At 73.8% G+C, this 22,798-nt stretch carries 16 protein-coding genes; 8 read left to right on the top strand and 8 right to left on the bottom strand.

All coding sequences use genetic code 11. The features are described from left to right. Window positions 1–9: 9 nt before the first annotated feature. The 5 genes from fxsBH to ACZ518_RS34580 all read left to right on the top strand — a co-directional run bounded on the left by fxsBH (window position 10) and on the right by ACZ518_RS34580 (window position 9,609). Complete coding sequence (gene fxsBH / locus ACZ518_RS34560) at window positions 10–2,265, top strand: radical SAM/SPASM protein FxsBH, inactivated beta-hydroxylase extension form (RefSeq protein ID WP_469116982.1); 2,256 nt, start codon at window positions 10–12, stop codon at window positions 2,263–2,265. A gap of 125 nt (window positions 2,266–2,390) precedes the next feature. Continuing rightward, window positions 2,391–3,194, top strand: a complete 804-nt coding sequence (locus ACZ518_RS34565; RefSeq protein ID WP_469116983.1) for an AAC(3) family N-acetyltransferase — start codon at window positions 2,391–2,393, stop codon at window positions 3,192–3,194. A 43-nt stretch (window positions 3,195–3,237) separates the two neighbouring features. Then, the gene (locus tag ACZ518_RS34570) at window positions 3,238–4,665 is read left to right on the top strand and encodes a TIR-like protein FxsC (protein WP_469117032.1); all 1,428 of its coding nucleotides are present in this window, start codon (window positions 3,238–3,240) and stop codon (window positions 4,663–4,665) included. Beyond that, the gene (gene fxsT / locus ACZ518_RS34575; protein ID WP_469116984.1) at window positions 4,662–8,639 is read left to right on the top strand and encodes an FxSxx-COOH system tetratricopeptide repeat protein; all 3,978 of its coding nucleotides are present in this window, start codon (window positions 4,662–4,664) and stop codon (window positions 8,637–8,639) included. Before ACZ518_RS34570 ends, fxsT begins: the two co-directional genes overlap by 4 nt. A 73-nt stretch (window positions 8,640–8,712) precedes the next feature. After that, on the top strand, window positions 8,713–9,609 hold the full coding sequence (locus tag ACZ518_RS34580; protein WP_469117033.1) for a DUF4231 domain-containing protein: 897 nt from the start codon (window positions 8,713–8,715) through the stop codon (window positions 9,607–9,609). Between the two features lie 95 nt (window positions 9,610–9,704). Here ACZ518_RS34580 and ACZ518_RS34585 read toward each other — a convergent pair whose 3' ends face one another. From ACZ518_RS34585 to ACZ518_RS34600, 4 genes are all read right to left on the bottom strand, one after another. After that, window positions 9,705–10,184: a hypothetical protein gene (locus ACZ518_RS34585; RefSeq protein ID WP_469116985.1), complete on the bottom strand. Its 480-nt coding sequence runs from the start codon at window positions 10,182–10,184 to the stop codon at window positions 9,705–9,707. An 83-nt stretch (window positions 10,185–10,267) separates the two neighbouring features. Next, window positions 10,268–11,152 (bottom strand): S1 family peptidase, encoded by an 885-nt coding sequence (locus ACZ518_RS34590; protein WP_469116986.1) that lies wholly within the window; start codon window positions 11,150–11,152, stop codon window positions 10,268–10,270. A 162-nt stretch (window positions 11,153–11,314) separates the two neighbouring features. Further along, entirely contained in the window at window positions 11,315–12,124 is an 810-nt protein-coding gene (locus ACZ518_RS34595) for a DUF1684 domain-containing protein (protein WP_469116987.1), read from the bottom strand. Between the two features lie 78 nt (window positions 12,125–12,202). Beyond that, window positions 12,203–13,510 carry a DUF5685 family protein gene (locus ACZ518_RS34600; protein ID WP_469117034.1) on the bottom strand — a complete coding sequence of 436 codons (1,308 nt, stop codon included), beginning with the start codon at window positions 13,508–13,510 and terminating at the stop codon, window positions 12,203–12,205. A 285-nt stretch (window positions 13,511–13,795) separates the two neighbouring features. On the opposite strand from ACZ518_RS34600, the gene ACZ518_RS34605 reads away from it, so the two are divergent. Further along, window positions 13,796–14,254, top strand: a complete 459-nt coding sequence (locus ACZ518_RS34605; protein WP_007263282.1) for a cell division protein SepF — start codon at window positions 13,796–13,798, stop codon at window positions 14,252–14,254. A 16-nt stretch (window positions 14,255–14,270) separates the two neighbouring features. Here the strand turns inward: ACZ518_RS34605 and ACZ518_RS34610 are convergent, their stop codons facing one another. Further along, entirely contained in the window at window positions 14,271–15,455 is a 1,185-nt protein-coding gene (locus tag ACZ518_RS34610; protein WP_469116988.1) for an acyl-CoA dehydrogenase family protein, read from the bottom strand. 97 nt (window positions 15,456–15,552) lie between these two features. Next, window positions 15,553–17,292 (bottom strand): MFS transporter, encoded by a 1,740-nt coding sequence (locus ACZ518_RS34615; protein WP_469116989.1) that lies wholly within the window; start codon window positions 17,290–17,292, stop codon window positions 15,553–15,555. A 293-nt stretch (window positions 17,293–17,585) separates the two neighbouring features. Here ACZ518_RS34615 and ACZ518_RS34620 point away from each other — a divergent pair, with 293 nt between their 5' ends. Both ACZ518_RS34620 and ACZ518_RS34625 read left to right on the top strand, forming a co-directional pair. After that, on the top strand, window positions 17,586–18,716 hold the full coding sequence (locus ACZ518_RS34620; RefSeq protein WP_469117035.1) for a hypothetical protein: 1,131 nt from the start codon (window positions 17,586–17,588) through the stop codon (window positions 18,714–18,716). A gap of 279 nt (window positions 18,717–18,995) precedes the next feature. After that, on the top strand, window positions 18,996–20,063 hold the full coding sequence (locus tag ACZ518_RS34625; protein WP_469116990.1) for a phosphatase PAP2 family protein: 1,068 nt from the start codon (window positions 18,996–18,998) through the stop codon (window positions 20,061–20,063). 238 nt (window positions 20,064–20,301) lie between these two features. Here the strand turns inward: ACZ518_RS34625 and ACZ518_RS34630 are convergent, their stop codons facing one another. Beyond that, a complete protein-coding gene (locus ACZ518_RS34630; RefSeq protein WP_469116991.1) occupies window positions 20,302–21,273 on the bottom strand; it encodes a helix-turn-helix transcriptional regulator in 972 nt (323 codons plus the stop codon). 551 nt (window positions 21,274–21,824) lie between these two features. Next, window positions 21,825–22,652 carry a LysM peptidoglycan-binding domain-containing protein gene (locus tag ACZ518_RS34635; RefSeq protein ID WP_469116992.1) on the bottom strand — a complete coding sequence of 276 codons (828 nt, stop codon included), beginning with the start codon at window positions 22,650–22,652 and terminating at the stop codon, window positions 21,825–21,827. Window positions 22,653–22,798: the final 146 nt, after the last annotated feature.

Consider the following 22,798-nt stretch of genomic DNA (forward strand, 5'->3'; position numbering starts at 1 on the left):
ACTGGTGGAATGACCCGCACGATCGCTTTCCGCGAGATCGTCCTGAAGGTTCACAGCAGATGCGATCTCGCTTGTGATCATTGCTATGTCTACGAACACGCAGATCAGAGCTGGCGAGCCCGGCCGAAAGTGATCTCCCCCGGGGTCATTTCCCAGACCGCGTCGCGGCTCGCCGAACATGCCCGTGACCATGCACTCCCCTCCGTCACGGTGATCCTCCACGGAGGGGAACCCCTGCTGGCCGGACCCGACCGGCTGCGGCTCGTGTGCGAGGAGTTCACCCGCGCACTCGCCGGAACCGCCGGACTGGACCTGCGGATCCACACCAACGGGCTCCAGCTCAGCCGCCGTTACCTGGACCTCTTCGCCGAGTACGGCGTCCGGGTCGGCGTCTCCCTCGACGGGGACCGCGCGGCCAACGACCGCCACCGCCGCTTCGCCGACGGCCGCTCCAGCCACCCGCTGGTCCTGGCCGCCCTGGAACTGCTGCGCTCCGCGCCCTACCGCCACCTCTACCAGGGCCTGTTGTGCACCGTGGACGTGGCCAACGACCCGGTCGCCGTGCTGGACGCGCTGGTCGCGCTGGAGCCGCCCCGGGTCGACTTCCTGCTCCCCCACGCCACCTGGGAGGCCCCGCCGGACCGCCCCGACGGCGCGCCCGACGCGTACGCGCGCTGGCTGCTGCGGGTCTTCGACCGCTGGGAGCAGCTGGAACGGCCGGTGCCCGTACGGCTCTTCGAGTCCCTGCTGTCCACGCTGCGCGGCGGACCCAGCCTGACGGAGTCCCTGGGGCTGACCCCGACCGACCTGGTCGTGGTGGAGACGGACGGGACCCTGGAGCAGGCCGACTCCCTCAAGAGCGCCTTCGAGGGGGCCGCCGCCACCGGGTTCGACGTCTTCGGCCACTCCTTCGAGCAGGTCGCCGAGCACCCCGGGATCCGGGCCCGGCAGCTCGGGCTCGCGGGTGTCAGCGGTACGTGCCGCCGCTGCCCTGTCGTACGTTCGTGCGGGGGCGGCCTCTACACGCACCGCTACCGGGAGGACAACGGCTTCGACAACCCCTCCGTGTACTGCTCCGACCTGCGCGAGCTGGTGGACGGGGTCGAGGGGCGCACCGCCGCCGGGCAGACCGCTCCCGAGCTGGCCGACCCCGCCGAACTGGCCCGGTCCCAGGAGGAGCTGACCCGGATCCTGCTGGCCCGGCTGCACGGGGACCTCGCGGGGGACCCCGCCTGGGCGCGGGCCTGGGAGCTGCTGGCCGGGGTGGAGGGGGCCGGGGAGGCGGGCGCGGACGCGCTGGACGCCGTACTGGGGCACCCGTTCACCCGGACCTGGGTGCTGGAGGCCCTGGACTCGGTGCGGGAGGGCCGCCCGGACGGCCCGGCCGCGGCCCGCCGGCTCGCCGCGCTGACGGCCGCCGCCGCGCTGCGGGGCGGGCTGGAGCTGCCGGCCGAGGTGGCGTACCGGGACGGGGAGGTGTACCTGCCGACGCTGGGGCTGCTGCGGCTCGGGGAGCCCGGCACCCGGGGCCGCGCCCTGCTGCACGCCACCGGCGAGGGGTACGCGGTCGTCCGGGCGGGGCGCACCGAGCACCGCTTCGGCCCGGCGGCGGGGGACGCGCGCTGGCTGCCCGTACGGACCTGGACGCCGGGGCCCGGGGAGCCTGCGGTGGCACTGGAGGACCTGGACCCGTACCGCAACTGCTTCGCCCGCCCGCCCCGGCTGCGGCTCGGCGCCGGGGAGGCCGACGCGTGGCGGGGCCGGCTCGGCGCGGCCCGGGCACTGCTGCTGCGCACCGTCCCCGGGTTCGCCCGGGCGGCCGTCGCCGGGCTGGGCACCCTCACCCCGCTCGCCGGGGGCCCGCGGGCCGGGGGCTGGGGCGAGGCCGGGCGGCACGGGCCGGGCGCGCTCGGGGTCCCGTACGCCGCCGGGGTCAGGGAGACCGCGCTGGCCCTGCTGACCGGCCGGCGGCGGGCCCGGCTGCGGGAACTGACCGAGGTGGCCGACCTCTACGCGCTGGACGGGGCCTGGCAGCACCCCTCGCCCTGGCGGACCCGCCCGGTGCCGGTGTCGCGGCTGCTGGCCGACGTGCACGAGCGGGTCGCGGTGGAGGCGTACCGCCGGGCCACGGGCACGCAGGAGCCGGGCGGCACGGACCGGATCCACCGCGCGCTGGACCGGCTGGCGGAGGCGGCGGAGCTCACGGTGAGCGGCAAGCGGCTGGTGGAGGAGCTGCGCTGGGAGCTGAAGGCGGTCGACGCGTGACCGCCCCGGCGGCCGCCCCGACGACCCCCACGGCCCCACCAGCCCCACCGGCCCCGGTGGACCCGACGGCCCCCACGGCACCCCCTGCCCCGGCAGACGCGCCGGCCCCGCCCGGCCCTGCACCCGTGCCCGGCCGCTACCGGCTCGCCGCCCAACTCCGGCTGCTCGGCGTGCGCCCCGGGCAGCGCCTGCTGGTGCACGCCGCCCTCGGCGGCACCGGCCTGCGCGCCGAGACGCTGCGGGACGCGCTCCTCGGGGTCCTCGGCCCCCGGGGCACCCTGCTCGTCCCGGCCTTCACCGCGGAGAACTCCCTCACCTCCAGCGCCCACCTGGCCCGCGTCGCCGGTCTCGACGAGGTGGCGGCGGCGGCCTTCCGGGCCCGGATGCCGCCCTTCGACCCGGACCTCACCCCGAGCCAGGGCGTGGGCGTCTTCGCCGAGGTGGTGCGCACCACCCCCGGCGCGGCCCGCAGCGGCCACCCGCAGACCTCCTTCGCCGCGCTCGGCGCGGACGCGCACCGGCTGTGCGCGGGGCACCGCACCGAAAGCCACCTGGGTGAGGATTCCCCGCTGGGAAAGCTGTGCTGGGAGGGAGGGCGGGTACTCATGATCAATGTGGGATTCTCGGCCTGTACTGCTTTCCATCTCGCGGAGTATCGAATTCCGAAGCCCCCCTTGCGCATGTACGACTGCGTGGTGAAGGTGAACCTTCCGGGCGGGCACGAGGGGCGGGGAGGGCACTCCGGCGAGGGCGAGTGGACGGCGTACGAGGACGTCGCCCTGGACGACGGGGATTTCGACGAGATCGGCCGGGCGTTCCCGGATTCACTGGTGCGCGGGGGGCGGGTGGGAGGGGCGTCCGCCGCGTTCTTCTCGATTCCGCACGCGGTGGACCACGCCCAGGCCTGGATGACCGAAAACAGACGCTGATTGACTGAACGATGAGGGGATGTGGCGAAGCAGCTCCGGAATGATGTTTCTTCGCTCGCAGCTTCGGGACGGGGGTCGTGTGCCCGCATCAGTGCAGCCGTACTTTTTTCTCAGTTATGCGCATACACCGAGGTTCGGGCCGGGAGGACCCGATCCCGACATGTGGGTGGAGCGCCTCTACCGCGACCTGTGCAGCCACATCATGGCGCTCACGGACCTGCCCGCCGGATCCGAGGCCGGCTTCATGGACCGGGAGATACGCAGCGGCGAGGGCTGGTCGGAACGGCTCGGGGCGGCCCTCGCCACCTGCCGGGTCTTCGTCCCCCTGTTCTCGCCGCGCTACTTCGCCAGTGAGATGTGCGGGAAGGAGTGGTTCGCCTTCGCGCAGCGCACCATCCAGCACGGGGCGGTCAGCAACCAGCCGGCCGCCGAGGCCATCGTCCCCGCCCTGTGGGTGCCGGTACCGCCCTCCCAACTGCCGGGCCCGGCCGAGCGGTTGCAGTTCAACCACAACACCTTCGGCGAGCGTTACGTCACCGACGGGCTGTACGGCCTGATCAAGCTGCGCGGGTACGCCGAGCAGTACGAGCAGGCCGTGTACGAACTGGCCCGGCGGATCGTCCGGGTCGCCGAGACCGTCCGCCTGCACCCGGTGCGCCCGCTGGACTACCGGGTGGTGCCCAGCGCCTTCGGGCACAGCGGCGGCCAGGTTCCCGCTCCCGGCGGCAGTCCCGCCCGCACCCTCCACGTGACCGTGGCCGCCGCCTCCCGGCACGACCTGCCGGACGGCCGCAGCCCCGAGTACTACGGGGAGAGCGCACTCGACTGGAACCCGTACCACCCGACCTCGCAGCGGCCCGTCGCCTACGTCGCCGAGGACCTGGTCAAGAACCTCAACTACCAGACCACGATGTCCTCCTTCGACGACGAGGCCGGCCACTTCGACAGCAAGCAGCCGCCCACCCGCCCCGAGATCCTGATCGTCGACCGCTGGGTGGTGGAGGACGAGCAGCGCCGCCAGCGGCTGGCCGCCTTCGACCAGGAGCACCGGCCGTGGATCAACGTGATCGTGCCGTGGAACCGGTACGACCACCAGAGCCGGGCCAAGGAGGCCGAGCTCGCGCGCCGGCTGGAGGAGACACTGCCGGTCAAGATGGGCCAGGGCCGGGCCGCCTGCCGGGCCGCGGCCAACGGCGTGGCCAGCATGGAGACGCTCGGCCAGATCCTGCCGCAGGTGGTCGAGGCGGCCGCGCAGCAGTACCTCAGACACGCCCAGGTGTACCTGCCCGCCGGGAACACCCCCACCGAACGTCCGAGGCTGCTGGGCCCGATGGGGATGGGCGGACCGCCTCCGTTACCGCCACCGGCCCCCTTCCCGCCCGCGCGGCGGCACGACGACGGGAGCGGTCCTGACGGCGACACCGACGAGTACGGCGAAGACACCGACACAGACCCGGGGGGACGCGGATGACAGCCAGTCGTGACAGCCGAGACGGACGCATCGTCACCTTCTACTCGTACAAGGGCGGTACCGGCCGCACGATGGCCCTGGCCAACACCGCCTGGATCCTCGCCGCCAACGGCAAGCGGGTCCTCGCCGTGGACTGGGACCTGGAGGCCCCGGGCCTGCACCGCTTCTTCCACCCCTTCCTGGACCCCTCCACCCTGGGGGCCACCACCGGCGTCATCGACCTGATCAGCGAGTACGCCTGGGCCGCCACCAGCCCCGTGCAGCGCGCCGCCGACTGGCACAAGGAGTACGCGCGGATCCAGCCGCACGCCGTCTCCCTCACCCCGGAGACCCACGGCTGGCAGTTCCCCGACGGCGGCACCCTCGACTTCGTCTCGGCGGGCCGGCAGAACCGCGAGTACTCGGCGACCGTGTCCACCTTCGACTGGGACAACTTCTACGACCGGCTCGGCGGCGGCCTCTTCTTCGACGCCCTGCGCGCCGACATGAAGGCGAACTACGACTACGTCCTGATCGACAGCCGCACCGGCCTGTCCGACATCGCCGACATCTGCACCGTCCACCTCCCGGACATCCTGGTCGACTGCTTCACCCTGTCGGACCAGTCCATCGACGGCGCCGCCTCGGTGGCCCGGCAGATCGACGAGCGGTTCAACGACCGCGGCATCAAGATCTACCCGGTGCCCATGCGCATCGACGAGGGCGAGAAGGAGAAGGCCGACGCCGGCCGCGCCCTGGCCCGCCTGAAGTTCGACCGCTTCCCCAACGGCCTCATCGGCGACGAGCTGACCTCCTACTGGGGCGCGGTGGAGATCCCGTACCGCCCCTACTACGCCTACGAGGAGACGCTGGCCACCTTCGGCGACGAGGCCGGGCTGACCAACTCCCTGCTCTCCGCCTTCGAACGGCTCACCACGGTGGTCACCGGCGGCGAGATCACCTCCATGCCGGTGATCGGCGAGGAGGTGCGGCTGCGGATCCGGGACGCGTTCACCCGGCGCCGCCCGGCGCTGCCCGCCGACCTGTTCCTCTCCTACGTCGCCGAGAACCGGATGTGGGCCGACTGGATCGAGTCGGTGCTCACCCGGGCCGGCTTCCGGGTGGTCCCCAAGGACGTGTCCGCCGAGCGCGCGCCCGACGCGGCCGCCGGCGACACCCTGGGCGGGGTGGGGCTCAGCGTGGACACCGCCGCCCGGACGGTGGTGCTGCTCTCCAGCGCCTACCTCAAGTCGGCGCGGGCCGTGGACGTGTGGAACCGGGCCGCCGCCGAGGACCCGACCGGGGGCCGGCGCCACCTGGTGCCGCTGCGGGTGGGTGACGTACGCCTGGCCACGCCCTACATCGACCGCAACCCGGTGGACCTGTTCCGGCTCGACGAGGTGCACGCGACCGCCGCCCTGCTGCGTGCGGTGGAGCGGCCGATGGCGCTGCCGGACACCGTCGCCAGCGCCTCCCAGCCCGGCCCCCGGTTCCCCGGGACGGTCCCGAAGATCTGGAACGCGCCGCCCCGCAACCCCGGCTTCACCGGCCGCTCCATCGTGCTGGAGCGGATGCGCGACCAGCTCGGCGGCGGCATGGCCGTGGTGCTGCCGCAGCCGCAGACCCTGTACGGGCTCGGCGGCGTCGGCAAGACGCAGGTGGCGCAGGAGTACGTGCACCGGTTCATGGCCGACTACGACCTGGTCTGGTGGATCTCCTCGGAGCACACCGACAACGTGCGCGCCTCCCTCGCGGAGCTGGCCGTACGGCTGGGCGCGCAGACCGGCGAGGACGTGGAAGCCGCCTCCAAGGAGGCGATCGACCTGCTGCGGCGCGGGGTGCCGACCTCGCGCTGGCTGCTGGTGTTCGACAACGCCGACGATCCCGAGACGCTGAAGCGGTACTTCCCGCCGGGCGGCCCGGGGCACGTGCTGGTCACCTCGCGGAACCAGTCCTGGTCGCAGTACGGGGACGCACTGCCGGTGGACGTGTTCCTGCGCGAGGAGTCCATCGAGCACCTCCAGCGCCGGGCGCCGGGGCTGAGCAAGGAGGACGCCGAGCAGGTGGCCGTGGCGGTGGGCGACCTGCCGCTGGCCGTCGAGCAGGCGGGCGCCTGGATCGCGGAGAGCGCGATGCCGGTGTCGGTGTACCTGGAGCAGCTCGCCCAGCAGACGGCGCAGGTACTGAGCCTCGACCGGCCGGAGCACTATCCGAAGCCGGTGGCGGCGACGTGGAACGTGTCGATCGAGCGGCTCCAGGCCCGCTCCCCCGCCGCCGTGCGGCTGCTCCAGCTGTGCGCCTTCTTCGCACCGGAGCCGATCTCGGCGAACCTGCTGTACAGCAAGGAGATGATCGACGCGCTCAAGCCGTACGACGCCTCGCTCCAGGAGAAGCTGGTGCTGGGCCGGGTGATCCGGGAGATCGGCCGGTTCGCCATGGCCAAGGTCGACCAGGTCGGCAACAGCATCCAGGTGCACCGGCTGGTCCAGGCGGTGATCCGGGCACAGCTGTCGGAGGAGGAGCAGCGCGAGGCGCGGCACGCGGTGCACCGGATCCTGGCGGGGGCGCGCCCGGACGACGACGAGCCGATAGACAACCCGGAGACCTGGCCGAGGTTCAACACCATCTGGCCGCACCTGAACCCGTCCGAGGCCCGGTTCTGCTCCGAGCCGGAGACCCGCCGGCTGCTGATCGACCGGGTCCGCTACCTGTGGAAGCGCGGTGATTTCAAGGCGGCGTACGCGCTGGGCGAGGAGCTGCGCGAGGCCTGGCGGGAGATGCTGGGCAGCGACGACCTCCAGTACCTGTACCTGCGGTTCCACCTGTCGAACATCCTGCGCTCCCGGGGCCGGTTCGTGGAGGCGAAGGAGCTGGACGAGGTGACGCTGGAGCGGCAGCGGGCCGCGCTGGGCCCCTCGCACCCGCACACGTACATGACCACCAGCGGTCTGGCCATGGACCTGGGCGCGCTGGGCCGGTACGGGGAGGCGATGGAGCTGGCGACGGCCGCGCACGAGGGCTTCGGGCAGATCTTCCACGAGGCGCACCCGCGCACCCTGGCGGCGGCGAACAACCTGGCGCTGAACCTGCGGATGGTCGGGCAGTACGCGCGGGCCCGGGAGATCGACCAGGAGGTCTTCGACCGGCGCACCGAGGTGCTGGGCCCGGACCACCCGTACACCCTGTCCTCGGCGCAGAACCTGGCCCGGGACCTGCGCGAGGTGGGCCGGTACGACGATTCGGTGCAGCTGCTGAGCCGGACGTACGAGATCTACAAGCGGCAGCTGGGGCGGGCCTTCCCGGGCACGCTGTCGGCGGCGAAGAACCTGGCGGTGTCGCTGCGGCGGGCCGGGGAGCTGGAGAACGCGCTGCGGCTGACGACGGCGACCCGCAACCGGTACCGGGCCAAGTACACCTCGGTCAATCCCGACCTGCTGGCCTGTGAGCTGAACCTGGCCTCGGACCTGTTCGCGACGGGCGATCCGGGCGCGGCGCGGGACCTGGCGCAGGAGGTGGTGGACGAGTACATGAAGGTGCCGGGCGAGAAGCACCCGTACACCCTGGCGGCCGTCAACAACCTGGCGGTCTTCCACTGGGGCACGGGCGCGGCGGAGACGGCGGAGCCGATGCTGCGGCAGACGATCCGCAGCATGCGCGAGGTGCTGGGCGACAACCACCCGCACACGATCTTCGCGCACCTGAACCTGGCCAACACGCGGGCCGACCTGGGTGATCCGGAGGGGGCTCTGGAGCTGGAGCGGATCGCGGTGGTCCGGCTGCGCGAGGCGCTGGGGGCGCACCATCCGGAGACCCTGGCGAGCGCGTCGAACATGGCGGTCAGCCTGGACATGATGGGCCGCAAGGAGGAGGCGGCGCGGGTGCGGGCGGAGGCGGTGGCCGAGCTGACGCGGCTGCTCGGGGAGGACCACGGTCTGACCCGGTACGCCCGTGACGAGCGGCGGGTCCACCGGGACCTGGAGCCGCTCGCGGTGTGATCCGACGTCGGGCGGCGGGGCTTGGCGGCCCCGCCGCCCGGGAGCGAGCGCAGGGGGCGCCGTGACCGACAGCATGACCTTTCGCAACGAGGACCTGCCGGTCCTCTTCCACCACACCGATCAGGCGGCGGTCTCCCGGCAGCGGGAGTCGACGCAGGCCACGCGCGCGCAGCTGCTGCTGCTGGTCGCGGCCGCGGGGGCCGCGGCCCTGCCGGCCGGGCCGGCGGCGGGCGGGCTGCACGTGTTCGCGGCGGTGAGCGCGCTGGCGTACGCGGGGGTGCTGGCCGTGGGCGTGCGGGCGGGCAGCCGGCGGGCCCGTCCGCAGTGGCAGCTCAACCGCAGCGCGGCCGAGTTCATCAAGTCCCTGGCGTGGCGCTACGCCGTGCACGGGGCGCCGTTCGGGTCCGAGGTCACCGGGCCGGAGGAGGTGTACCGGGCGCGCCTGGAGAAGGGACTGGACGAGCTGCGCAAGATGGGCTGGGAGGATCCGCGGACGGCGGGTCTGGTGCCGGAGGGCGGTGAGATCACCGGGGCGATGCAGCGGCTGCGCGGGCTGGACTACCAGGTGCGCAGGGAGACGTACGTCCGGGACCGGCTGATCGAGCAGCGCAACTGGTACCGGCGCAAGACGGAGGGGTCGCGGCGGGCGACGGCGCTGTGGTCGTGGACGATCGTGCTGCTGACGTGTCTGGCGCTGCTGCTGGCGGTGCTGGGTGCCTTCGGCTCGGGGCCGGGGGCGGGTCCGGCGGGGCTGCTGAGCGCGGCCGCGGCGGCGGGGATCGCCTGGAACGAGGTGCGCCGCCACCATCCGCTGATCGAGGCGCACACGCTGATCGAGCAGGACCTGGCGGCGATGATGGTGGTGATGCAGACGACCATCACGGAGTCGCAGTGGCCGTCCTCCGTGTACGAGACGGAGCGGTACGTGTCGCCGCAGCACACCGACTGGCTGGCCCGGCACAGCAATTGAGACAGGCGCAGCGGTCGGGACGAACGCAGTGGCCGAGTCGAACGCAGTGGCCGAGTCGAACGCGGCAGCCGGTCCGGGTGGCCGGGGGGCGTGGCTCAGTCGCGGGTCACGCCCTCGCGCCAGATGACGGTGACGGGTTTGCCGAGGGCCCGGGCGTAGGCGACGATCTCGCCGGTGCCGCCGTGCCCGCGCGCGGGGAGGCCGTCCCAGACGGCGACGAGCCGGTCGCAGCAGTCGGCGATGTAGGTGCCGGCGGCGTAGTAGGCCTCGTCGGTGGAGCGGGCGAAGGCCAGCCGGACCTCCTGGGTGGCGCGGCGCTTGAGCCGCCGGTAGCCGGCGAGGGCGTCGGGGTCCTGGAAGGTGTCCTCGTAGTCCCCGCTGGGGATCACGACGGTGAGGCCGGCGCCGTGTTCCAGGGCGATGTCCGCGAAGAGCTGGTCGGCTCCGTCGGCGAGGCTGGAGAAGGCCTCCAACGGGCCCTGGTGGCCCGCGAGCACGGCCCGCAGGCCCTCCCGCACATGGCCGAGCACCTCATCGGGAATCGACCGGTGGCCGGTCACTCCGATGCGCTTCATACGAGCTCCTCCCCCGTGGGCGCCCTGGACATCCTCCCAGAAGGAGGGAGGACGTCCAGGGTGCCTGCGCCGGGGGCCGGCGGTCAGTAGACGCTGACGCCGTAGGCGTTCAGGGCTTCCACGACGGGCTGGAAGAAGGTGGTCCCGCCCGAGGAGCAGTTGCCGCTGCCGCCGGAAGTGAGGCCCACGGCCCGGCTGCCCGAGTAGAGGGGACCGCCGCTGTCGCCGGGTTCGGCACAGACGTTGGTCCGGATCATCCCGTAGACGATGTCGCCGCCGCCGTAGTTCACGGTGGCGTTGAGACCGGTCACGGAGCCGCTGTGGGTGCCGGTGGTGGATCCGCGCCGCTTGACGGACATGCCGACGGTGGCGTTGACGGCGCTGGAGATGTCCTGGCTGCCGACGGTGCCCGGCGGGACCGGGCTGTTGCTGGCGTACTTGATGAGCCCGTAGTCGTTGGTGGGGAAGCTGGAGCCGGCGGTGCTGCCGACGACGGTGGTGTGGGAGGAGTTGGCCCACCAGGTGCCGGCGCCCTCGGTGCAGTGGCCGGCGGTCAGGACGTAGTAGTTGCTCCCGCTGCGGACGTTGAAGCCGAGCGAGCAGCGCCAGCTGCTGGCGTAGATGGCGTCGCCCCCGGAGAGCAGCTTGGTCAGTTTGCCGGGGGTGCGTTCGATGCGCAGCGCGGCGGCGTCGGCGCCGGCCTCGCGGCGGATTCTGGCGATGTCCGCGGCGGTGACGGTGGAGTCGGCGGTCACCACGAGGGTGCCGGTGGCGGGATCGGTGTGCCATGCGGTGCCGGCGACGTCGGCGCGCAGGACGGAGGCCCCGGCGGCGGCGAGGCGGGCGGCGCCGAAGCCGTTGCCGTTGTCGTCCGCGCTGGCGGCGGTGGGGGCGGCGAGGGCTGCCGTGGCGGCCAGGCCGGCGGCCAGGGCGAGCAGCCGGAGGCGGGTGGTGCTGTTGGTCCTCACTTCACGTCCTCCCGTGTGGGGGTCGGGGGCCCGGCTCGGGTGGGGGTGCCGGAGCCCGTGAGCGGCGGTGGGGGGACACTGCGGGTGCGCGGCCGGGAAGCCGCACTCTCGTCGTGCCCCTGACAAGTCCGCCGGGTGACGCTGAACGGGAGTGTCCTGGCGTCAGTTACCGGCGGCAAGGGCGCCTTTCAGCCGTCGCTCCCCGGCGGCGACCTCGAAGGGCAGGGTGTTCCCGGGCGGCGGGAACGGGCAGACGAAGTGGTCGGCGAAGGCACAGGGCGGGAGTTGGGCCCGGTTGAGGTCCACCGCGATCGAGCCGTCCGGGTCGGGGGTGCCGGGGTGCAGGAAGCGGAAGCGGTAGCTGGAGCGGCCGCTGGTGGCGTCCGCGAAGACGGCCCAGAGGCTGCCGTCGTCCTCGTCCACGGCCACCTGGAGGGTGTACGGGACGCCTTCGCGGACGAAGGCCAGCTCGCCGCCGAGGCCGAGGCCGCGGGCGCGCCCGTCGGCGTTGCCGACCTGGACGGTCCGCCGCTCGGGGTACGGGCGGAAGTGCCCCGGCAGGGCGAGGGCGGGGTCGTACGGGGTGGCCTCGATGCCGGCGAAGGCGCGCCGGGCCGGGGCGGCGGGGTCGTAGGCGCGGACCGCCCACTGCCCCTCGCGTCGGATCACCACGAGCCGCACCTCCCCGGCCGCGAGCCGGGAGTGCGCGGGCCGGCCCTCGTCCGCGGCGAGGGCGGCCTCCCCTATGAGGGGCCGCCCGTCGAGCTCGACGCCGTCCTCGGCGCGGGCGCTCAGCACGACTCCGCCGTCGTGGGCGCGCCAGCGCCCCGGAACGGCCGGAATTCGACCTTCCGGGAAATCGTCGATCCAGAAGGTGCCCGTCAGGGCGAGGGGTCCGTAGGGGGCGGAGACCGTGGCCGTGCGGTGCTCGTGCCACTCCCGCCAGGCCTTGGCCTCCACGTCGTCGCTCATGCCGCTCAGCCCTTCCCCCGCGGGCCGGGCGGGAACCTTCCGGTAACCCGTCCGGACCTGGGGGGAAGTGACGTCGTATCAGCAGTCGCAGCCGCATCCGTCGCAGCCGTCGCAGCAGCAGCCGTCACAGTTGCAGCAGTCGCACCCGTCGCCGCAGTCGTCGCACCAGGCGTCGCGCTTCTGGCGGGACCAGGGGCCCTCGTAGTCCGTGCAGCAGATCTGGCAGGTGCAGAAGAGGCCGATGGCCACCGCGCAGCCGTGGATCAGTCCGCGGCGCGGCTTCTGCGGCGGGAGCCCGCCGAAGCCGCCGCCGCCACCGCCACCGCCGCCGGGGCCGCCCGGGCCCATCGGCGGCGGCGTCCCGGGCCCGCCGGGGGCGTACGGGTTGGCCTGGCCGCCGCCGTACGGGCCGCCCTGGCCGTACCCGGCCGCGTAACCCTGCGGGGGCTGCCCGTACCCCTGCTGCCCGTAGCCCTGCGGGGGCTGCCCGTAGCCCTGGCCGGCCGAGTTCGCGGCGGTGTGCCCGCACGAGGAGGTCCCGAACGCCCGGTCCACCGAGGTGCGCAGCTCGTGCACCAGCAGCCGGTGGGCGAGCCCCGCGTCGGCGAACTCCACCTCGCGCAGGGCCAGCCGTATCCCGTGCAGCGCGTCGTCGCACAGCCGGCGGGCCTCGGTGAGGGAGGTGCCGGTGGCCGTGAGCGGGTTCCAGGCGCCCGCCAGGGCGTCGGCGCCCCGGTCCTCGACGGCGTCCAGCAGGTGCGCGAGCCGCCCGAAGTACCGGCCGGCCTCGGCGAGGGCCGGGCCGTTGCCTGGACGCCCCGCCAGGATCGCGGTATGCGCGAAGGCGGCCGCGGTCGCGGTCTCCGTCGGCTCGGTGACCACCAGCACGGGCGTGCCGGCGCCGGCCAGGCTCTCGATGCCGCCCTGGCGGTCCACGGCGTCCACGAGCACCGCCGTGTCGAAGCCGAGCGAGGCGCCGGTGCGGGCACCGGCCCGGTCCCAGCCCCGGGCCACCCTGCGCGCGGCGGCGGCGATCGGGGCGCGGGCCAACAGGCCGTCCCGGTCGGCCACGTGGTCCCGTACCTTCGCCGAGGCCAGCACGAGCGAGACGGCGGCGGCGAGCCGGGCGCCCTCGCCGTTGGCCACGGGCGCGGTGCGCATGCCGCGCAGCGGGCAGGGCCCGGCGGTGCGCCGGGCGCCGGGCAGCGGACCGGCCTGAGCCTCCGTCAGGACGGAGACGAGCAGCCCGTCGTAATTGGTGACGATCCTGGCGAACTGGCCGTGGTCACCGCGAAGTGCCAGGCAGAGGCCGCAGAGATGGGCCATCCACTCCGTCTTGAAGCGCTCGCCGAGCCGGTGCGCGCAAGGTCTGACGATGCCGAACAACCGCTTTCCCCCGTGTGTCATACGCAAGTTTTCGGGGCATCGTATCCAGCCAGGCGGATCACTCGTACGCCCCAGTGCCTCACCCGGACGGCGGCGGCGGTCGTATTTTCACTCAGTCAGCAGCGGTAGCGTCCGCGAACCTCGTCCGTGCAACGGATGTTCTGCACCAGTCCCGTCACGAAACATCTGCGCGGCGGCTATCCACTTGGCGCGTTGTCAGCATCATGGACGACCATAGGGGCAGCGGAGAAGAAGACAGACTGGCCACGGTGAAAGGAGGCGTCCATGGGTTCGGTACGCAAGGCGAGTGCGTGGTTGGGTCTCGTAGAGGACAGCGACGACGAGCGGTACTACGACGACGACTACGCGGAGGCGGTGGAGCGCCAGCAGGGCTCGGTCTCCGGCCCCGGCGACCAGTGGGTCACCGACCCCCGGGTGAAGGTGGCCTCGGATTCCGCGGTCGAGCGCGGCCGCCGCATCGCGACCGTGACCCCCGACGGCTTCCGCGACGCGCGCGGCATCGGCGAGCTGTTCCGCGAGGGCGTCCCGGTCATCGTGAACCTGTCGTCGATGGACCCGACCGATGCCAAGCGCGTGGTCGACTTCGCGGCCGGCCTGACCTTCGGGCTGCGCGGGTCGATCGAGCGGGTGGCGACCAGGGTCTTCCTCCTGACCCCGGCCGACACCCAGATCGTCAGCGGTGAGGCGGGCGGCCGCTCCCGCGACTTCTTCAACCAGAGCTGAACAAGGCCCTCACCGGTTACCGGAAGGCGTCGAGCCCGGTGAGCGCCTTGCCCAGGACCAGCTGGTGCATCTCGACGGTGCCCTCGTAGGTGAGCACCGACTCCAGGTTGGTGGCGTGCCGCATGACGGGGTACTCCAGGGAGATCCCGTTGGCCCCGAGGATGGTCCGCGCGGTGCGGCAGATGTCGATGGCCTCGCGGACGTTGTTGAGCTTGCCGAAGCTGATCTGCTCCGGCCGCAGGGTGCCCGCGTCCATCCGCCGGCCCAGGTGGTGGGCGAGCAGGATGCCCTTGTGGAGTTCCAGCGCCATGTCCGAGAGCTTGGCCTGGGTGAGCTGGAAGCCGCCGATCGGCCGCCCGAACTGCTCCCGCGTCTTCGCGTAGTCGAGCGCCGCCTCGAAGCTGGCGCGCGCCGCGCCCATCGAGCCCCAGATGATCCCGTACCGCGCGTGGCTCAGGCAGCCCAGCGGACCCTTGAGCCCCGTGACCTCCGGAAGCACCGCGTCCGCGGGCAGTCGTACGTCGTCCAGTACCAGCTCGCTCGTCACCGACGCGCGCAGGGACCACTTGTGCTTGATCTCCGGGGCCGAGAAGCCGGTGCTGTCGGTGGGGACGGCGAAGCCGCGGATCCCCTCGTCCGTCTGGGCCCAGACCACGGCCACGGCGGCCACCGAGCCGTTGGTGATCCACATCTTGCGGCCGTTCAGCACCCAGTCGGAGCCGTCGCGCTTGGCGTACGTGCGCATCGCGGCCGGGTCGGAGCCGACGTCCGGCTCGGTCAGCGCGAAGCAGCCGATCAGCTCGCCGGCCGCCATGCCGGGCAGCCACCGCTGCTTCTGCTCCTCGGAGCCGTACTTCCAGATCGCGTACATGGCGAGGGAGCCCTGTACGGAGACCAGCGAGCGGATCCCGGAGTCCGCGGCCTCCAGCTCCAGGCAGGCCAGGCCGTACTGGACGGCGCTCGCGCCGGCGCAGCCGTAGCCGGTCAGGGACATGCCGAGCGCGCCGATGGAGCCGAGCTCGCGGGCCAGCTCGCGGATCTGCGGGAGCTCGCCGTCCTCGTACCACTGGGCGATGTGCGGCAGGACCCGGTCGGCGGCCCAGGAGCGGACGGTGTCGCGGACGGCGAGGTCCTCGGGGCCGAGCAGCTCGTCGAGTCCGAGCGGGTCGGTGGGGGCGAACGGGGTCTTCGGCGCGGACAAAGGGGCCTCCCGGCGGCCACGTGGGGCGAAACCTAGCGGTGCAAGTTTGTCGCCGACCCGGCCCCGGGTCCACCCCCGTCTTCGGCGGGGGGGTGGATCAGCCCTGGCGGCCGGGCCTGCCGCCGACCGCGGGATCGCGCTCGGGCTGTGCCGGAGCCGGGATCCGCGTGCCGGAGGACGGCCGGGACGGGCCCGCCGGCTGCGCGGGCAGGCGTACGGCGGCCCCGGTCTCGGCGACGGCGACGGCCTCCACGGCGGTCTCGCCGCACTCGGCCGGCTCGGCGTTCTCCATGGTGCGCGGCAGCTTCAGCGCCATCACGGCGCCCGCGAGCAGCAGGCAGGCGCTCACGACGAGGGTGACGTGCAGCCCGTGCACGAAGGAGTTCCGGGCGGCCGCGTAGAGGGACTGCCCCGCCGGGCCGCCGAGGTGGGCGGCGATCTGGTAGGCCTCGCCGAGGGAGTTCGCGGCGCCCGCCGACTCCTCGGCGGGGACGCCGGGGACGTCCAGCAGGCCGGGCCGGTAGGCGGCGTTCATCACGCTGCCGAGCAGGGCGATGCCCATGCCCGCGCCGAGCTGGTAGGAGGTCTCGCCTATGGAGGCGGCGCCGCCGGCGGTGTCCGCCGGGGCCTCGCTCAGCATGGACTCGTACGCGGCGAAGAGGGTGGTCTGGAGCCCGAAGCCGAGCAGAATGAAACCGGCGGTCAGCAGGACGGGCCGGTCGTGCTGGCCCATCAGCGTCAGCAGCAGCACCGCGCCGGCGGTGAGCACGAAGCCCAGCGAGACCATGGTGCGCGGGCCGACCCGCTGGAGGGTGTAGGAGCCGGTGGCGCCCGCGGCCATGGCGGCGAAGGTGAGCGGCAGCAGCCGCAGGCCGGTCTCCAGCGGGCTCAGCTCCAGCACGAGCTGGAGGTACTGGACGGCGAGGAGCTCCAGACCGACCAGGGCCAGCATGGCGAGCACGATGCAGCCGACGGAGGTGGAGAAGGCGGCCCGGGAGAACATCCGCATGTCGATCAGCGGGTGCTCGTGCCGCTTCTGGCGGCGTACGAAGAGGACCAGCAGGAGCACGCCGAGCAGCAGCGGGACCAGCGCCCCGGGGTCGGTGAGCTGTCGTTCCGCGCCGATCCGCTTGATGCCGAGCACCGCACCGAGGACGCCGACGGCGGCCATCAGCGCGCCGAGCACGTCCCAGGGCCCGTCGGCCGCGCCCCTCGATTCGGGCAGCAGCCAGCGGCCGAGCGGGAGGATCAGGGCCATCAGCGGGATGTTGATGAGGAAGACCGAGCCCCACCAGAAGTGCTGGACGAGGAACCCGCCGAGGACGGGGCCGCTGGCCGCGCCGATCGCGGCGACGGCGGTCCAGATGCCGATGGCCAGGGCCCGCTCCCGCCGGTCGGGGAAGACCTGGCGCAGGATCGACAGGGTGGCCGGCATGATCATCGCCCCGCCGATGCCGAGCAGGGCGCGGGCGGCGATCAGGACCTGGGCGTTGTCGGCGAGGGCGGCGACGGCGGAGGCGACGCCGAAGAGGGTGTAGCCGAGGAGCAGGATCCGGCGGCGGCCGACGCGGTCGCCGAGGGTGCCGAAGAGGATCAGGAGCGCGGCGCAGACCAGCGGGTAGGCGTCGACGATCCACAGCAGCTCCTGGGAGCCGGGCCGCAGGTCCTCGGTGACGGAGGGGACGGCCACGTGCAGGATCGTCGCGTCGAGCGCGACGAGCACGAGGCTGACGCACAGGACCGCCAGCACCACCCAGCGGTTGGCCCCGCCGGAGGCGGCGGCGACCCGCTGCCGGAGGGAGGGCTTCCTGTCGCCGGCCGTGTTCGTCCCCGACATGCATGTACCTCCCAGGTGGTCCCTCGCACTCGGCGGACAGCGTCGTGGGTCGCCGCGGGGTGGTGCGCTGTGCGGCGTCCTACGGGGTCCGGCATCGACACGCGAGTGAAGGGTCAGCGTACGCGAGTTCGCGTAGCCCACACGTGGCCAAGCTCTCATCACGGCAGCGGCCCCCGTGTGGTGTGCGCCACTCGCCCCGTTCCGCCTCCCCCCGCGCGCACACCGGCTCACACTCCGTGGCCACGATTCCGTTTTCGCCGGTCGCGGCGCCGATACTCGTCCCCGTGACAACTCTGCCCGTTGACGACGCCCCCGCGAAGTACCCCGGACCGCGCCGTGCCGCGCCCGCTCTCGCGGCCTTCGCCGCGGTGCGGCTCCTGGGGCTGGCGGTGCTCGCTCTGTGGTGCGCGGCGGCCGGCAGCAGCCCGCACACCCTGCTCTCGGCCCGCTGGGATTCCCTCTGGTACGCGCGGATCGCCGCCGAGGGGTACGGGTACGAGGTGGTCCTGCCGAGCGGGGCCGTCCATTCCAACCTGGCCTTCTTCCCGCTGCTGCCGTGGCTGGAGCGACTGGTGGCGGCGCCCACGGGGCTCTCGTACGGCTCGGCCGGCCTGGTGGTCTCGCTGGTGGCGGGGCTCGCCGCCGCCTGGGGGGTCTTCGCCGTCGCCGACCTGCTCCACGGGCGGCGCGCCGGGGTGCTCGCGGTGGCGCTGTGGGCGGCGCTGCCGGTGGGGGTCGTGCAGTCCATGGCGTACAGCGAGTCCCTGTTCACGGCCCTGGCCGCCTGGGCGCTGTACGCGGTGCTGCGCGGGCGGTGGGCCGTGGCGGGCCTGCTCGCGGCGGGGGCGGGGCTGACCCGGCCGGTCGGGGCGGCGGTGGTCGCGGCGGTGTGGGTGGCGGCGGCCCTGGCCTGGCGGCGCGGGGAGCGTTCGTGGCCGATGGCGGCCGGGGTGCTGCTGGCCCCGCTGGGGGCGGCGGCGTACGCGCTGTGGGTGGGGGCCCGGACCGGCGGCGGGCTGACGGGCTACCTGGACGTGCAGGCGGGCTGGGGCAACGGCTTCGACGGCGGCTGGGCCTTCGCCCGGTTCATCGGGGCGCGGCTGGCCTCCCCCGCGTTCCCCGCCGGGGTGGGGCTGATCGCCGGGGTGCTGCTGGTGCTGTGGCTGTACCGGCTGTGCGTGCGCGACCGGCAGCCGGCCGCGCTGCTGGTGTACTGCGGGATCGTGGTCGCGCTGGCGCTGTGCGCGTCCGGGTACTTCGGCTCCAAGCCCCGGCTGCTGCTGCCGGCGTTCCCGCTGATGCTGCCCCTGGCGGTGGCCCTGGCGCGGTGGCGGACCGGGCGGGCGGCGGCCGTACTGGGTGCGTTGGCGCTGGTCTCGGCGGTGTACGGGGCGTTCTGGCTGAACGGTTCGGGGCCGCCGTAGGCCGGTGGGCGCCGGCGGGGGGGCGGCCCGCGGGCGTGATCACGGAATGGATCATTCCAATCCATGGTTGTGCAAAGGAATTGAGCTGCGGCGATAAATACCGTGTAAGTATGCCGATAATTGCGGGGGCAGTACTCCCGGAGTTGAATCCGGAAAGTTCCAACAAGTGCCGGAACAAGGGGAATTAAGTCCCCCATGAGACGCACTCCACATCACATGGTCATCACAAAGCGCGCGATTCGCCCGGGGTGCGCTTCGACGCGCGGTAACGTCGATTGAGTGCGTACTGACCAAATGCTTGCCCGTCTGGAGCCGGTGTTCGCCCGGCTCGACCGGGAACCAGAGCGACCGGCTCATCTGCAAACCCCGCAGATGAGCCGGCACCGCGTCGTGCTCCTCTCCGCGACCCTCGCCTTCTACCTGGTGATCGTCGTGGCCGTGCTGACGACCTCCTGGCTCGTCCGCCTGGACTGGCAGATCATGTTCTTCCGGCCCTACGAGCAGTGGCCGCAGGTACACGCCTTCCTCGACTACCTCGTCGTACTCGGCCAGCGCGGACCCACCGCGGTGATGGTCGCGGCCTGGCTCGGCTGGCGCTCCTGGCGCCAGCACACCCTCCGCCCGCTGATCGCACTCGGCGTGGCGCTGCTGCTGCTGAACATCACCGTGGGCTCGGTCAAGCTCGGCCTGGGCCGGCTCGGCCCGCACTACGCCACCCAGATCGGCTCCGCCGAGCTCTTCGCCGGCGGCGATATATTCCCTTCCGGCCACACCGCCAACGCCGTCGTGACCTGGGGGATCCTGGCCTACCTGGCCTCCACCACCGTCACCCGGCGGGTGCTGTCCATCCTCTCCGGCGTCCTCTCGCTGAGTGTCGGAGCCACCACCGTCTACCTCGGCACCCACTGGGTGAGCGACGTGCTCCTCGGCTGGACCGCCGGACTCCTCATCATGCTGGCGCTGCCCTGGTTCGAGCCGCTCATCGGCCGCACCGAGGCCTACGTCTTCGGACTGCGCGAGCAGTGGCGCCGCCGGCTGGAGGACGGCCGGCTCTCCGGACCGGTCGCCGCCGCGCTCACCCCGCTGCTCTCCGCGGGCGGGAAGTGGCAGCCCGGACGCACCCCCGCCGCCGCCGAGGAGGGAGCCGCCGCACCCGCCGCCGCCTCCCAGGCCCCCGCCGGGCACTCCCCCGCGCTGCGCCCCGCCGCGCACGCGCACCAGGTCTCCCGGCAGCACGTCATCCGCTCCGAGCGCACTCCGCTCACCCCGGGCGGCAGCCGCCGCCCGGCACACACCGAGCGGACCTCCGCCCGGGGGGCCTCGGCCCGCCCGGCCACCGGGGGCTGACCCCACCGCGGGGCCGGTACGCACAGCCCCACCCCGCACCGCGAAATCGGCGGGCCGGTCCATCGGACCGGCCCGCCGTCGGCGTTCATATGTCCGGACACGTCAGCCCGCTGAGCGGATGTTCCTCCGTACCGGGTCACGCTTGTGTCACGGGTTGTCGACGGATGCCGCCGGTAATCCCGCCTTTACCGGGGCCCTTTCGAATTCCGCCGGGGAACCCGAATTCCCCGCCGCGGACTTACTCCCGCGGGGCTTCCACGGCCCGCCCCAGAAGGTCCCGCAGACCACGGATCCGGTCCGTCAGCTCGGGGGGCTCCACCACCTCGAACTCACAGCCGATCAGCATGACGTGAATCACCAGGACGTCGAGGCTCACCGCCCCGGTGCGCAGCAGGCAGCTCTCCGCGTCGACCGGCTCCAGCACCCCGTCGGAGGGCCCGATGATCCGCGCCGCCTCCTCGGCCGGGACGCGGAGCCGCACCACCGCCCTGGTCGCGTACGCGCGGTGCGACACGCCCTGGGAGACGTACGCGGCGAGGTCCTCGGCGGGCCCCTGGCGCGGGACGAAGCGCGGGCCGTGCGGCGGGCGGGGCTCGATCCGGTCCGCGCGGAAGGTCCGCCAGTCCTCCCGGTCGAGGTCCCAGGCGACGAGGTACCAGCGCCGCTCGGAGCACACCAGCCGGTGCGGCTCGACGGTACGGCGGCTGACGCTGCCGCCGTGGTCCCGGTACCCGAACCGGAGCCGCTCGCCGTCCCGGCACACGGCCGCGAGGTCGGTGAGCACGGCCGGGTCGACGGTGTCGCGGCCCGGCCCGCGCAGCATGGGCACGGTGAACTCGTTGAGCGCCGAGACCCGTCGCCGCAGCCGCGACGGCAGCACCTGCTCCAGCTTGGCCAGGGCCCGTACGGAAGCCTCCCCGATCCCCTCGACGCCGTTGCCGGCGGCCGTGCGCAGCCCGACGGCGACCGCGACGGCCTCGTCGTCGTCCAGCAGCAACGGCGGCAGCTCCGCCCCCGCCCCGAGCTGGTACCCGCCGCCGGTGCCGGGGCTGGCGTTCACGGGGTACCCCAGCTCCCGGAGCCGGTCGACGTCCCGCCGCACGGTCCGGGGCGTCACCCCGAGCCGTGCGGCGAGGTCGGCGCCGGTCCATTCCCGGTGGGCCTGCAGGAGTGACAGCAGGCGCAGCAGTCGCGCGGAGGTCTCAAGCACGCCGCCCAGTGTGCCCTGAGGCGCCGCCCCTCCTTGACGCGGTCCTCGCACCGCCCAGCGCCGGGGCGCCTCCCGGGCTTCGGGCCCGCCGCGCCGGACTCCGTCCGTCCCCTCCTTGACGCGGTCCTCGCACCGCTCAGCGCCGGGGCGCCTCCCGGGCTTCGGGCCCGCCGCGCCGGACTCCGTCCGTCGGACGGTGGGGCGGGGTCGGTAGGCGTGGCTGGTGCCGCTGGGTCGTCTGCGGCGGGTGTGCCGCTGCGCGGGGCCGTCCCCTACCCGCCCTTCCACCGTTCCCAGGGGCTCCGCCCCTGACCCCGCACGGGCGCTGCGCGCCCGTCGCCTCAATCGCCGGCGGGGCTGGGTTCCCAGCCCCGGCCGGCAAATGCAGCCCCGCCGGCGTTTGAGGCGCTGGGGGCACCTCCCAGCGGTAGCTGGGGGAGGGTCTGGGGGCGGAGCCCCCAGGGGGTCCGGGCACAGCCCGGCGAACGGGCGAAGGGCGGGTAGGGGACGGCCCCGCGCAGCGGCACACCCGCCGCAGACGGCGGACGGCCTCAGCGCATCGGGGCACGGCCCGACGCCGCCGGGGTCGGAGCCGGAGCGGCGGCGCCCGCAGGGGCCAGGGGCACCACGCTCGGCGGCGGGACGCCCGGGCCCGCAGGGGTCGGCTTCGGGGCGGCGGGAACCGCAGGCGTCGGCTTCGAAGTGCCCGAGCCCGCAGGAGTCGGCTTCGAAGTGCCCGGGCCCGCAGGGGTCGGCTTCGGGGCCGCCGGGGGTGGGGGCGGTGGGGGGAGGGTGAGGAGGAGGCCCGGGGTCAGGCGGGAGGGGTCCGGGCCGATCAAGCGGCGGTTGGCTTCGTGGAGGGGGCGCCACCCGCCAGGGACCCGGCGGCGGCGCGCGATGCCCTCCAGCGTGTCCCCCGCCCGCACCACGTGCATCCGCCCCGCCAGCCCGTACCGCTTGGCGCACACCGGCCACGCCTCCCACCCCTGCACCGCCAACAGCTCCTCCGCGACCCGGATCTGCTGGTCACGGCTGGCCAGGTCCGCCCGTGCCGCGTACACCAGCCCCCCGTACTCCTCCCAGGCCGGCTGCCAGAACTGCAGGCCCCCGTAGAACCCGTTGCCCGTGTTCACCGCCCACCGCCCGCTGCTCTCGCAGTCCGCCACGCAGTCCCACGGCCACTCCCCGCCGGGCCCGCAGTCCCCCGGCCCCGTCCCGATGACGCCCGGCGAGCCCGGGTGCGCGGCCCCCGCGGGGCCCGGAGCCGGCGGTGGCGGTGCGGCGGCCGCGCCGGCACCCGACGGGAGGACGAGCACCAGCGCGGCGACCGCCGCGGCCACAGCGGTGGGCGCCACCCGCCGCGTACACAGATCGGGCATCGGGTCACGCTACGGAGCCCCCTGCCCCCTCAGGCCCCGCCACGCGGCGCTCCCCCGCGCCCCACCCGGACGGCCGACGCCCGGCCGACGCCCCGAACACCCCGAGACGTTCGAAAGGCGGCTCCAACTGCACACGAAGAGACAAC

It is taken from the genome of Streptomyces sp. NPDC033966, from assembly GCF_055575955.1.

Excerpts from the sequence above, each read along its gene's own strand:
- fxsBH (WP_469116982.1), top strand. The coding sequence starts at position 10 with ATGACCCGCACGATCGCTTTCCGCGAGATCGTCCTGAAGGTTCACAGC.
- ACZ518_RS34570 (WP_469117032.1), top strand. The coding sequence starts at position 3,238 with ATGTTTCTTCGCTCGCAGCTTCGGGACGGGGGTCGTGTGCCCGCATCA.
- fxsT (WP_469116984.1), top strand. The coding sequence starts at position 4,662 with ATGACAGCCAGTCGTGACAGCCGAGACGGACGCATCGTCACCTTCTAC.
- ACZ518_RS34580 (WP_469117033.1), top strand. The coding sequence starts at position 8,713 with ATGACCTTTCGCAACGAGGACCTGCCGGTCCTCTTCCACCACACCGAT.
- ACZ518_RS34585 (WP_469116985.1), bottom strand. The coding sequence starts at position 10,184 with ATGAAGCGCATCGGAGTGACCGGCCACCGGTCGATTCCCGATGAGGTG.
- ACZ518_RS34595 (WP_469116987.1), bottom strand. The coding sequence starts at position 12,124 with ATGAGCGACGACGTGGAGGCCAAGGCCTGGCGGGAGTGGCACGAGCAC.
- ACZ518_RS34605 (WP_007263282.1), top strand. The coding sequence starts at position 13,796 with ATGGGTTCGGTACGCAAGGCGAGTGCGTGGTTGGGTCTCGTAGAGGAC.
- ACZ518_RS34615 (WP_469116989.1), bottom strand. The coding sequence starts at position 17,292 with ATGTCGGGGACGAACACGGCCGGCGACAGGAAGCCCTCCCTCCGGCAG.
- ACZ518_RS34635 (WP_469116992.1), bottom strand. The coding sequence starts at position 22,652 with ATGCCCGATCTGTGTACGCGGCGGGTGGCGCCCACCGCTGTGGCCGCG.